Origin of the sequence: Pseudomonas sp. HMWF006 (assembly GCF_003061205.1) — a bacterium.
Taxonomy (GTDB): domain Bacteria; phylum Pseudomonadota; class Gammaproteobacteria; order Pseudomonadales; family Pseudomonadaceae; genus Aquipseudomonas; species Aquipseudomonas monsensis.
The window spans coordinates 2,702-14,638 of record NZ_QAIU01000600.1 but is presented as its reverse complement, the minus strand read 5'-3'; the positions used below and the strand labels follow the sequence as shown (position 1 = coordinate 14,638).

Annotated in this window: 10 protein-coding genes; 1 reads left to right on the top strand and 9 read right to left on the bottom strand. The window is 61.0% G+C overall.

The genetic code is table 11. From position 1 onward, the window contains the following. Positions 1-629, top strand: a 629-nt coding sequence (locus DBR24_RS27890) for an iron ABC transporter permease (RefSeq protein ID WP_146189134.1), incomplete at its 5' end; no start/stop codon positions are given. Between the two features lie 91 nt (positions 630-720). Here DBR24_RS27890 and DBR24_RS27885 read toward each other — a convergent pair. The 9 genes from DBR24_RS27885 to mutL all read right to left on the bottom strand — a co-directional run. Then, complete coding sequence (locus DBR24_RS27885) at positions 721-2,655, bottom strand: methyl-accepting chemotaxis protein (protein WP_128616313.1); 1,935 nt, start codon at positions 2,653-2,655, stop codon at positions 721-723. Positions 2,656-2,795: 140 nt separating this feature from the next. After that, positions 2,796-4,085, bottom strand: a complete 1,290-nt coding sequence (locus tag DBR24_RS27880) for an adenylosuccinate synthase (protein WP_123470917.1) — start codon at positions 4,083-4,085, stop codon at positions 2,796-2,798. Positions 4,086-4,139: 54 nt separating this feature from the next. Continuing rightward, on the bottom strand, positions 4,140-5,327 hold the full coding sequence (locus DBR24_RS27875) for an ATP phosphoribosyltransferase regulatory subunit (RefSeq protein WP_123470915.1): 1,188 nt from the start codon (positions 5,325-5,327) through the stop codon (positions 4,140-4,142). Between the two features lie 313 nt (positions 5,328-5,640). Beyond that, positions 5,641-6,510, bottom strand: a complete 870-nt coding sequence (gene hflC / locus DBR24_RS27870; RefSeq protein ID WP_123470914.1) for a protease modulator HflC — start codon at positions 6,508-6,510, stop codon at positions 5,641-5,643. Then, on the bottom strand, positions 6,510-7,685 hold the full coding sequence (gene hflK, locus DBR24_RS27865) for an FtsH protease activity modulator HflK (protein ID WP_123470912.1): 1,176 nt from the start codon (positions 7,683-7,685) through the stop codon (positions 6,510-6,512). Before hflK ends, hflC begins: the two co-directional genes overlap by 1 nt. 96 nt (positions 7,686-7,781) lie before the next feature. Then, the gene (gene hflX, locus DBR24_RS27860) at positions 7,782-9,083 is read right to left on the bottom strand and encodes a ribosome rescue GTPase HflX (RefSeq protein ID WP_123470910.1); all 1,302 of its coding nucleotides are present in this window, start codon (positions 9,081-9,083) and stop codon (positions 7,782-7,784) included. 12 nt (positions 9,084-9,095) lie between these two features. Beyond that, positions 9,096-9,356 carry an RNA chaperone Hfq gene (hfq, locus tag DBR24_RS27855; protein ID WP_007902656.1) on the bottom strand — a complete coding sequence of 87 codons (261 nt, stop codon included), beginning with the start codon at positions 9,354-9,356 and terminating at the stop codon, positions 9,096-9,098. A 94-nt stretch (positions 9,357-9,450) separates the two neighbouring features. After that, a complete protein-coding gene (miaA, locus tag DBR24_RS27850) occupies positions 9,451-10,422 on the bottom strand; it encodes a tRNA (adenosine(37)-N6)-dimethylallyltransferase MiaA (RefSeq protein ID WP_128616312.1) in 972 nt (323 codons plus the stop codon). After that, positions 10,422-11,937: DNA mismatch repair endonuclease MutL (mutL, locus tag DBR24_RS27845; RefSeq protein ID WP_256591920.1), on the bottom strand; the 1,516-nt coding region annotated here is incomplete at its 5' end. The genes miaA and mutL, both read right to left, overlap by 1 nt.

Here is an 11,937-nt window from a genome sequence, read left to right as displayed (position 1 = left end):
CCTTCCCGGTCGGGGCGATCACCGAGGCCCTGCTGTCTTCGCTGGCCTTGTCGCTCGGTGGCGCCGCGCTGTGCCTGCTGCTGGCGGTGCCGGTCGGGTTGCTGGTGGTGCGTTACAAGGGCCGACTGGCGATCTGGGCCGAGCGCCTGCCGTATCTGCTCCACGCCTTGCCGGGCCTGGTGATCGCGCTGACGCTGGTGTATTTCGCCCTGCATTACGTGCCGGTGCTGTATCAGACGTCGGCGCTGTTGCTGATTGCCTATGCATTGCTGTTTTTGCCGCTGGCGCAGGCGCCGATTCGTACGGCACTGAATAAGGCTGCACCGCAGCTGGAAGAGGCCGCGCGTACCTTGGGGGCGTCGTCGTTCACAGCGTTTTGCCGGGTGACATTGCCGATCATTTTCCCGGCATTGGGCGCGGCGTTTGCGCTGGTGTTTCTCGATGCGATGAAGGAACTGACCGCGACGCTGTTGCTGAGCCCGACCGGGCTCAACACACTGGCGACGGAAGTCTGGGCGCATACCGCGAATGTCGAGTTTGCGGCGGCGGCGCCTTATGCGGCGCTGTTGATTTTGGTGTCGGGGCTGCCGGTTTATTTACTTACGACCCGGATGTATCTGAGCCGCTGAAATAGCTATCGCGAGCAGGCTCACTCCTACATCGGAATGCGTTTCCCCTGTAGGAGTGAGCCTGCTCGCGATGAGGCCAAACCAGACAGCATCAAGCCCTGAACTGCCCCAGACTCGCCTTCAACTGCGCTGCCAACCCATCCAGCACCTTGCCACTGGCCGTGGTCTCCACTACCGCTTGCGCCGCCTTCTCGGCCTGCGCATGAATCGTCTCGACTCGCCCACGTACAGCCTGAGCACCCTGCGCCTGATGCGCGGCTGCTTGTGTCGCGAGGCCAATCGCCGCATGCACCTGCTCGACCGAGGCCTGCACCGACTGTTGCAGCCGCGCACTGTCGCGCAACACCAGCAAACCTTCGCTGGCCTGACGCCCGGCCTGACCGATAGCCTCTACCGCCTCACGTGCGCCCTGCTGCAAGGCGACGATGTGCGCCTGAATGTCGCCGGTAGAGCTTTGCGTCTTGCTCGCCAAGGCACGCACTTCGTCCGCCACCACGGCAAAACCACGACCGGTTTCACCGGCCCGCGCCGCCTCAATGGCCGCGTTGAGCGCCAGCAGGTTGGTCTGCTCGGCGATGCCGTGAATCACCGTCAGCACCACTTCAATCTGTTCACTTTGTTGCGCCAGGCGCTCGATGACTTTCGCCCCGGTGTCGACCTGCCCGGCCAGCGCTTCGATCAAACTGCCGACCTTGGCAGAGGTGCGAGTGTTTTCATCGGTGGCCTGACGAATATCCACCACCTGCTTCAACGCCGCTTGCATCGCCTGACTTTCCGATTGCGCCTCATCGGCCATTTGCGACAGCGCGCGCAAGCTCTCGGCCACTTCGTCACGCTGCATCCCGGCCGCCGCATCGGCACCGGCATTGCGCAGGGTCATGGCACCGATCTCGACGCCGGTACGCTGGGCCACGTCGCCCGCCTCACGCACGATCGGTTGCAACTTATCCACAAAGCGATTGACCGCCGACGCCATGTCGCCGATTTCGTCCTTGCTGTTGATCTGCACGCGCTTGGTCAGATCGCCCTCGCCCGCCGCCAGATCGTCCATCGCTGCGTTGAGCATCTTCAGGCGATTGACCACCCGATGCCCCAACACCACGGCCAACAGCAGCAACACTGCGCAACCGACCAGCGCCAGGCCCAGGCCGATCCGCCAGCGCAGAGTCGCCGCAGCGTCCTGCACGGTACTGGTGGTATTGGCTTTCATCTCGGCGGCGGTGGACTGCGCCGATTGCAGGCGCCCGCGCATCGCGCTGGCGCTATCGGCAGCGGCCCCCTTGAGGCTGTCGCCGACCAGTTGATCACTGCTGGCGATCAACGCCGAGAAACGTTTATCGAGCGCCGCCAAATCGGTTTCCACCGACGCGGTCGAGACGCCCATCAGCACCTTGCCGATTTCCACGCCGTTGGGGTTGATCGAGGCTTCGAGGTAGTAGACCGACGGATCGTTTTTCGCCGCATCCAGCACTTTATCCAGCGCACGCTCGCCCTGCCCCCTTTCCAGCAGGGCCTTGTTGATCGGATTTTCGCGATTGAGATAACGGGTCAGGTGCTGGCCGGTGGCGTCGTCGTAGACCACAAACAACACATTGGGATTGCGCTGGGCGCGGCGGGCGAACTCGGACAGGGTCGGCACGTCGCTGTCCCACATGGCGCGGGGTGCGACCGAGGCGAGCAATTGCGCCATGTCATTGGCCGAATCTTTCAGATCCTTTTCCAGCGTCGCACGCAGTTGCGCCTGCTCTTCTTTCAGGCGCGAAGACAGGCCGGCAGTCAGACGCTGACGGGTACTGGCGGACAAGGCATCGAGGCTCGACGTGACTTCGCGCCCGGCCTGCTCCAGCTCACCGGAGAGTTTCTGGCTGTCAGTCCCCAGGCGCACACCCAGATCGGCTTCCAGCGCCGTGACGGTGCTCCGCGTCAGGGCAACGGCCACCAACACTTGCACCAAAAGGGCGATACCAAGGGTAACGAACACGGGGCGCAACAAACGGCTTTGTAACAGTGAGAGAACGGCCGACACTGTGAATACCTCTACTTCTGACGCCATTAATTTGATGGCACTCTTGTAGACAGATTCACAGCAAAGGTCATGCCGTCCAACAGGCATAAACGACAAAGGCCCCGATGAAGGGGCCTTTGTGGTTTTACATCAACGACTTATCAAGCAAACGGATGACGCAGAACGATGGTTTCGTTGCGGTCCGGGCCCGTCGAAATAATGTCGATCGGCGCGCCGATCAACTGTTCAACGCGTTTGATGTAGGCACGAGCGTTAGCCGGCAGCTCTTCCAGGGTCTTGGCACCCACGGTCGATTCGGTCCAGCCCGGCACTTCTTCGTACACAGGCTGCAGGCCCACGTAGCTGTCAGCGTCGGTCGGCGCAACGGCGTTGCCTTGTGCATCTTTGTAGCCGGTGCAGATGTTGATGGTTTCCAGACCATCGAGTACGTCCAGCTTGGTCAGGCAGATGCCCGAGATGCTGTTCACATCAATAGCGCGACGCAGGATAACGGCGTCGAACCAGCCGCAACGACGGGCACGGCCGGTGGTAGCGCCGAACTCGTGACCTTGTTTGGCCAGGTGTGCACCCACTTCGTCAAACAGCTCAGTCGGGAACGGGCCCGAACCTACGCGAGTGGTGTAAGCCTTGGTGATGCCCAGGATGTAATCGAGGAACATCGGGCCAACGCCCGAACCGGTCGCCACGCCACCGGCGGTGGTGTTGGAACTGGTCACGTACGGATAGGTACCGTGGTCGATGTCGAGCAACGAACCCTGGGCGCCTTCGAACATGATGTCTTTGCCGGCGCGACGCAGGTCGTGCAGCTCGGCCGTGACGTCCAGCATCAGCGGCTTGAGCAGTTCAGCGTATTCCTTGCACTCGGCCAGCGTCTTTTCAAACTCAATGGCCGGCTCTTTGTAGTAACCGACCAGCATGAAGTTGTGGTAATCCACCAGCTCACGCAGTTTGTCTTCGAAGCGCGGCATGTTCAGCAGGTCGCCAACGCGCAGGCCACGACGTGCAACCTTGTCTTCGTATGCCGGGCCGATGCCGCGACCGGTGGTACCGATCTTCAGCTCGCCACGGGCCTTTTCACGGGCCTGGTCCAGCGCCACGTGGAACGACAGGATCAGCGGGCAGGACGGGCTGATACGCAGGCGCTCGCGCACCGGTACGCCTTTCTCTTCCAGCTTGGTGATTTCTCGCAGCAGAGCGTCAGGCGCAACCACCACGCCGTTGCCGATCAGGCACTGCACGCCTTCGCGCAGCACGCCCGACGGGATCAGGTGCAAGACGGTTTTTTCGCCGTCGATCACCAGGGTGTGGCCAGCGTTGTGGCCACCTTGGTAGCGCACTACGGCGGCAGCATGTTCGGTCAGCAGATCAACGATCTTGCCTTTGCCCTCATCACCCCATTGGGTGCCCAGGACTACGACATTCTTACCCATAACACTTGTCCTCATTCGCGCAAACTTGGTGCCGGCGTTGGCCGGCAGGAAAACTCAAGAAGCCAGTGGCGATACTTGCCAAAGCCCGTTCTGCTGAATCAATTGCCGGTCGCAGTCCGCATCACGGGCGGCGGCCAAAGGTTGTCCAGGCAAGGCCTGAACGACACGCTGACCCTCACTGCGCAACTGGCAAACCTGCTGCCAGAGTGCCGCATCCGTACTGTCAGGCATCCAGATACCGCCAGACGGTAGCTCGATCTCAGCACGCCCCAGGGTCACCAGGGTTTTCAAATCGGTAGAGAAGCCGGTTGCCGGGCGGGCACGACCGAAGTCGGCGCCGATGTCGTCGTAACGACCGCCCTGGGCGATGGACTGGCCAACGCCCGGCACGAACACCGCGAACACCACACCCGTGTGGTAGTGGTAGCCGCGCAGCTCGCCCAGGTCGAAATACAGCGGCAGCTGCGGGAAACGCGCCGACAGACGCTCGGCGATCGCCAGCAAGTCTTCCAGTGCGGCCAGCACCGGCGCCGGCGCATTGGCCAGACGCTCGCGGGCAGCGCTGAGCACTTCACGACCGCCACACAGATCGACCAGCGCGCGCAGCATGCCGGACAGGTCGGCCGGCAAGCCTTCGGTCAAGGTAATGACCTCGTCGATGGCCTTGCGTTGCAGCGCATCGAACAACTGCTGCTCGACTTCACCGGACAGACCGGCGGCGCGCGCCAGACCACGGTAGATGCCGACATGACCGAGGTCCATGTGCACATCCGGCACATCGGCCAGTTGCAGCATGGCCAGCATCAGGCTGATCACTTCAACGTCACTGCTCGGGCTGGCATCACCGTACAACTCGGCGCCCAGCTGGATCGGGCTGCGCGAGGACGACAGTGCACGCGGCTGGGCATGCAGTACGCTGCCGGCGTAGCACAGGCGGCTCGGGCCTTCGCGCCGCAGAGTGTGCGCATCAATGCGCGCCACTTGCGGCGTGATGTCGGCACGGAACCCCATCTGCCGGCCCGATTGCGGGTCGATGACCTTGAAGGTACGCAGATCCAGGTCCTGGCCCGCGCCGGTCAGCAGGGATTCCAGGTACTCGATATGGGGAGTCACGACAAACTCGTAACCCCAGCTCTGGAACAGATCCAACACCTGACGACGCGCGACTTCAATGCGCGCCGCTTCCGGTGGCAGTACTTCTTCGATGCCATCTGGCAGCAGCCAGCGGTCTACCGTTGCCATTACGCCATTCCCCTTTGATCCGGGCGGCCAGCCCGAGGGCGAGCCTTGAGTGAAGCAGAAAATGACCGGCGCGTTGAAAACGCACGCGCATGAACGACGCGGCGAAAGGCCTGTTACCGGCTTCGCCCATCACTTTCCTCGAAAAACGCTCGGGCCATTCAACCCGGCACCTGCAACAAAAAACAGCAATCAAACGTGCAGACGCAAAAAAGCCGGGAATTTCCCGGCTGCCGCATCATACACACGTTTTCCCAAAGGATCACCCCGCCCGAGGTTTTAGCCGCCGGGCGGAGTGATTCAGGTCAACGTCGTATCAAGGCTTGGCCTTTTCCAGGTAACGGAAAAAGTCGCTGCTTGGGTCGAGGACCAGTACGTCGGACTTGTTCGCGAAGCTTTCACGGTAGGCGCGCAGGCTACGGTAGAAACCATAGAATTCCTGATCCTGACCGTAGGCCTTGGAGTAGATCGCAGCGGCCTGGGCATCGCCGTCACCGCGAATCTCTTCGGATTCACGATAGGCTTCCGCCAGCAGCACGCGGCGTTGACGATCGGCGTCGGCACGGATGCCTTCGGCCAGCTCGTTACCCTTGGCGCGGTGCTCGCGAGCTTCACGCTCACGCTCGGTGCTCATACGCTCGAACACACTGCGGTTCACTTCTTTCGGCAGGTCGATGGCCTTGACCCGAACATCGACAACTTCGATCCCCAGCTCCTTTTCCGCCATCCTGTTCAGCGACGCAGTGATGTCAGCCATCAGCGCATCACGCTCACCCGACACCACTTCGTGCAGGGTGCGCTTGCCGAACTGGTCACGCAGACCGGATTCCAGACGACGGGACAGACGCTCGTCGGCGATCTGCTTCAGACCGGAAGTCGCGGTGTAGAAGCGCTCGGCATCTTTCACGCGCCACTTGGCATAGGCATCGACCATTACCGCTTTCTTTTCCAGGGTCAGGAAGCGCTGCGTCGGAGCGTCCAGCGTCATCAGGCGTGCGTCGAATTTACGCACCTGGTTAACGTAAGGCACTTTCACATGCAGGCCCGGCTGAACATCAGCCTGAACCACACGGCCGAACTGCAGCAGCACCGCACGCTCGGTCTGAGCGACGATGTAGAAGCAATTCCAGCCCACCAGGACTACAACGACGCCAACAATAAGGGCGATCAGCGATTTATTGCTCATCAGCGGGTCTCCCTTGTGCGCGACTGCGGCAGGTCAGTGACATGCGGCGTGACGTCCGTGTTGCTGCTGGCGGCGGCCGAACCGGTGACCGGTGCATTGCTGCCCGAACTGTTCTGAATCATTTTGTCCAACGGCAGGTAAAGCAGGTTGCTCTGGCCGTTCTTGTTGCCGGTCACGAGTACCTTGCTGGTGTTGCTGAAGACTTCCTGCATGGTGTCCAGATACAGACGCTCACGGGTGACTTCAGGGGCCTTGCGATACTCGGCGACCAGTTTGGTGAAGCGATCAGCCTCACCCTTGGCGCGCGAGACCGTTTCGTCGCGGTAACCGTTGGCATTCTCGATGATACGCTGGGCCTGACCACGGGCTTCCGGCACCACGCCGTTGGCATAGGTTTCGGCCTGGTTACGCGAACGCTGCTCGTCTTCACGGGCACGGATCACGTCGTCGAAGGCTTCCTGCACTTCACGCGGTGCCGCTGCGCTCTGTACGTTGACCTGAGTAACGGTGATACCGGTGCGATAGGTATCGAGGAAGCGTTGCAGACGCTCCTTGATTTCGCTGGCCATCAATTCACGACCTTCGGTCAGCACCTGGTCCATGGCGGTGGAACCCACCACGTGGCGCAGGGCACTGTCGGTCGCATGCTGCAGGCTGATTTCCGGCTGATCGACGTTCAGCACGAAATCCTGCAGGTTGCTGATCTTGTACTGCACGGTCAGCGGCACTTCGACGATGTTCTCGTCTTCGGTCAGCATCTGGCCCTGCTTGGTGTACGCACGCTCACGCGTGACGTTTTCCATGTACTTCTTGTCGATCGGCGGGAAGTAAATGTTCAGGCCCGGGCCGACCGTCTCGTAGTACTTGCCGAAGCGCAGCACCACGGCTTGCTCCTGCTCGTCCACCACATAGACCGCGCTGTACAGCCAGACAGCCGCCAGCACCACGAGGCCGATGCCGAGCAGACCGCCGAAGCCGCCACCGCTCCTGCCCGAACCACCGCCGTCATCACCACCGCGTTTCTTACCACCACCGAACAACCCGTTCAGGCTTTCCTGCAGCTTTCGGAAGGCCTCGTCGAGATCCGGTGGCCCCTTGCGGTCGCCGTTATTGCGGCGCTTGCCACCCCAAGGATCCTGATTATTCGAGTTGCCACCCGGCTCATTCCAAGCCATAGCGCTCTCCATCTGATAAAGCAAAGACGCACCCACGGCGCGCCAACCAATGCTACAGAATGCCTGCCGTTGCGGCACAACCGCTTTGTCAGGCTTTTATTGCAAAGTGTGTTGCTCGATGAATTCCATCGGCTGCAATCCTTCGCGGCTTACCAGTCGATTCAGCTCGACCCGGGGCAAACGAACGGCCAGCAAACTGATGCCTTCTTCGTCGTGTTCTTCTTTCTGCACCGCACCGATCTCGAAAAACTGCGCACGCAGTCGAGCGAATCGTTGCGGCAAACGCAAGGTGCCCACGAACAAATCACTGCCCAGCAACTCGGCGATGGCTTGCTCGAGCAGCTCCAGACCCGTGCCATCACGCGCCGACAGCCAGACCCGTTGCGGCTTGCCATCGGCATCGCGCTGGATTTGTGGCTCAACGCCTTCAAGCAAATCGAGTTTGTTGTATACCTCGAGGATCGGCAAGTCCTGGGCCCCAATCTCGCCCAGCACCACCATCACCTGCTCGATCTGCAACATGCGATCCGGTTCGGCGGCATCAATCACGTGCAACAGCAGGTCGGAGTTGCTCGACTCTTCGAGCGTAGACCGAAATGCCTCGACCAGCTTGTGCGGCAAGTGACGAATGAAACCTACGGTGTCGGCCAGAACGATCGGCCCAAGGTCGTCCAGTTCCAGACGGCGCAAGGTCGGGTCCAGCGTGGCGAACAACTGGTCAGCCGCGTACACCTCGGACTTGGTCACGTTATTGAACAGCGTGGACTTGCCGGCGTTGGTGTAGCCCACCAGGGACACAGTGGGAATATCCGCACGGGACCGGCCGCGTCGCGATTGCTCACGCTGGCTGCGGACTTTCTCCAGACGGCCCTTGATCTGGCGCAGGCGCACCCGCAGCAGACGGCGGTCGGTTTCCAGTTGGGTTTCACCCGGGCCGCGCATGCCGATACCGCCACCCTGACGCTCAAGGTGAGTCCAGCCGCGAACCAGTCGGGTGCTCATGTGGTCAAGCTGGGCCAGTTCGACCTGGAGCTTGCCTTCATGGGTCCGGGCGCGCTGGGCGAAAATATCGAGAATCAGACCGGTACGGTCAATCACGCGACACTCGAAAACACGTTCGAGGTTACGTTCCTGACTGGGCGTGAGGATGTGATTGAAAATCACCAGATCGGCCTTCTCGGCATGGACCAGGTCTCGCAACTCCTCGACCTTGCCACTGCCAATCAGGTATTTGGCGGTTGGCCGATGACGCGGTACGTTAAAAAACGCAACGGTCTCGGCGCCCGCCGAATTAGCCAGTTCCTGAAACTCCTGCGGATCTTCGCGCGCCTCAGGGTCCTGTCCATCCAAGTGAACGAGAATGACTCGCTCACCACCACCGTGGCGCTCAAAGAACAAAGGAGACTCCTATCAGGCGTTACCTGGCTCAGCGTCACCTGCTTCGGATTCGGTTGCGCTAGGCAGACGAATTGGACGAACCGGCACTACTGTCGAGATAGCGTGTTTGTAAACCATCTGGCTCACGGTGTTTTTCAGCAGGATCACGAACTGGTCGAACGACTCGATAGTACCTTGCAGCTTGATACCGTTGACCAGGTAGATGGAAACCCCAACTTTCTCTTTACGTAAAGTATTCAAGTAAGGGTCTTGTAGCGAATGCCCTTTTGACATGTGCCGCACTCCTTTAAGGATTCAATAATAAAAATAGGTAATTCAGATGGCTTTGGCCGCCACACCCCCAAGGATAGACGGCAATTGCAAGGACTCAGCTCAATATGGAGATGGTCCCGAGGTATTTCAAGGCGCGTGGCAGATTGTCGCAATCAAGACTGTCCAGCCAGTATAAATCTTCCCAGCTGCGCAGCCAGGTGAACTGGCGTTTGGCCAATTGGCGCGTGGCGATGATGCCGCGCTCCTGCATTTCGGCCAACGTCAGCTTGCCATCCAGGTAATCCCAGACTTGGCGGTAACCTACTGCACGTATAGACGGCAACCCTGAATGCAGGTCACTTCTTTTACGCAGGGCTACGACCTCGTCGATGAATCCCTGTTCCAACATATTTGTGAATCTTTGTTTAATGCGCTCGTGTAATACCTGACGGTTTGCCGGAGCAATCGCCAAGTTCGCGACAGTATAGGGCAATTGTTGCAGTCCCGAAGCGGCGGCTTCAGTACTTTGCGCAGATTGTTGCTGACGCAGGGCAGTCATGCTCTGACCGCTGACCCGATAAACTTCCAGTGCCCGACTCAAGCGCTGCGGATCGTTCGGATGAATCCGCGCTGCCGAGACCGGGTCGATGACCGCCAACTGATCGTGCAGGGCCTGCCAGCCAAGGCGTGCAGCCTCTTCCTCGATCTGCGCACGAACCCCGGGATCGGCCGCCGGCATGTCCGCCAGACCTTCGACCAAAGCCTTGTAATAGAGCATCGTGCCGCCCACCAGCAGCGGAATTTTCCCCCGTGCGGTGATCTCGGCCATCGCTTGCAGGGCATCGCGACGAAAATCGGCAGCGGAATAGGCTTCACTCGGATCGAGAATGTCGATCAAGCGATGGGGAAATTCGGCCAGCAGCTCTTTCGACGGCTTGGCGGTGCCGATGTCCATGCCACGATAGACCAGCGCCGAATCGACACTGATCAGCTCGCACGGCAGCACCTTGGTCAGTTCGATGGCCAGGTCGGTCTTGCCCGCAGCGGTCGGGCCCATCAGGAAAATCGCTGGAGGGAGCTGGCTCATCAACGACCGCGCAGGAACAGTTTGTCCAGATCGTCCAGGCCCAGTTGGGTCCAGGTCGGTCGGCCATGGTTGCATTGACCGCTGCGCTCGGTGTTTTCCATGTCGCGCAGCAGGCCGTTCATTTCCGGCAGGGCCAGACGCCGGTTGGCGCGGATCGCGCCGTGGCAGGCCATGGTGCCGAGCAGTTCGTTGAGGTGCGCCTGAATCCGGTCGCTGGTGCCGTACTCCATCAAATCCGACAGCACGTCGCCGACCAGGCGGTTGGCTTCAGCCTGTTTGAGCAACGCGGGGATCTGGCGGATGGCCAATGTTTCCGGGCCAAGACGCTGTAGCTCGAAACCGAGGCGCTGGAACCACGCGGCGTGCTCTTCAGCGCAATCGGCCTCACGCTGACTCACCGCCAGCGATTCCGGCACCAGCAACGGCTGGCCGCTGAGACCTTCGCTGGCCATGGCAATTTTCAGGCGTTCGTACATGATCCGCTCGTGGGCGGCATGCATGTCCACCAGCACCAGACCCTGGGCGTTCTCGGACAGGATGTAGATGCCTTTGAGCTGCGCCAGCGCGTAACCCAGTGGCGGAATGTCCTCCTGACCGGCCGGCAGCGCGTTGGCATTGGCCTCGGGCAGCGGCGCGAAAAACTCACGGTACGCGGCTTGAGCCTCGGCGGCTGGCGGCACCGCCGATTGCGGCCGCGGCGTGTACTGATACTGATAAGCGCCGCCAGCACTGGCGCCAGACGAGGTATTGAACACCGGTTGCGCCTGTGGCTGCTCGAGCAGCGCATTGGCCGCCAGACGCATTTCACCCTGCGGACCGAACTCGCCAGCCTCGATACCGGTTGGCCGCACGACAGCGGTCGTCACGGAACCGGCCAACTGATCCTCGGGGCGCACATCGCCCAGTGCGCGGTGCAGCGTGCCGTAAAGGAAGTCATGCACCATGCGTCCGTCACGGAAGCGCACTTCGTGCTTGGTCGGGTGGACGTTGACGTCGACCGCGGCCGGATCAACCTCGAAAAACAGCGCGAAGGTCGGATGCCGGCCGTTGAACAGCACGTCGCGATAGGCCTGGCGCACCGCGTGAGCCACCAGTTTGTCGCGTACCGCGCGGCCATTCACAAAGAAATACTGCAAATCCGCCTGGCTGCGGTTGAACGTCGGCAAACCGACCCAGCCCCACAAGTGCAGGCCATTGCGTTCAATTTCGATCGGCAAGGCCTGCTCAAGGAAGCCCGAACCGCAGATCGCCGCCACGCGCCGGGCGCGGGCCGCATCATCGTGAGCCTCGTGCAGACTGAGGATGGTCTTGCCGTTGTGGCGCAGGTGGAAGGCCACGTCGAAACGCGCCAGCGCCAGACGCTTGATCACTTCTTGCAGGTGATCGAATTCGGTTTTTTCGGTCTTGAGGAATTTGCGCCGCGCCGGGGTGTTGAAGAACAGATCGCGCACCTCCACCGACGTACCGACCGGATGTGCCGCGGGCTGAACGCGAGGCGCCATGTCGCGGCCCTCG

Coding starts and splice junctions, on each gene's coding strand:
- hfq (WP_007902656.1), bottom strand. CDS start 9,356: ATGTCAAAAGGGCATTCGCTACAAGACCCTTACTTGAATACTTTACGT.
- DBR24_RS27880 (WP_123470917.1), bottom strand. CDS start 4,085: ATGGGTAAGAATGTCGTAGTCCTGGGCACCCAATGGGGTGATGAGGGC.
- hflC (WP_123470914.1), bottom strand. CDS start 6,510: ATGAGCAATAAATCGCTGATCGCCCTTATTGTTGGCGTCGTTGTAGTC.
- DBR24_RS27875 (WP_123470915.1), bottom strand. CDS start 5,327: ATGGCAACGGTAGACCGCTGGCTGCTGCCAGATGGCATCGAAGAAGTA.
- miaA (WP_128616312.1), bottom strand. CDS start 10,422: ATGAGCCAGCTCCCTCCAGCGATTTTCCTGATGGGCCCGACCGCTGCG.
- hflK (WP_123470912.1), bottom strand. CDS start 7,685: ATGGCTTGGAATGAGCCGGGTGGCAACTCGAATAATCAGGATCCTTGG.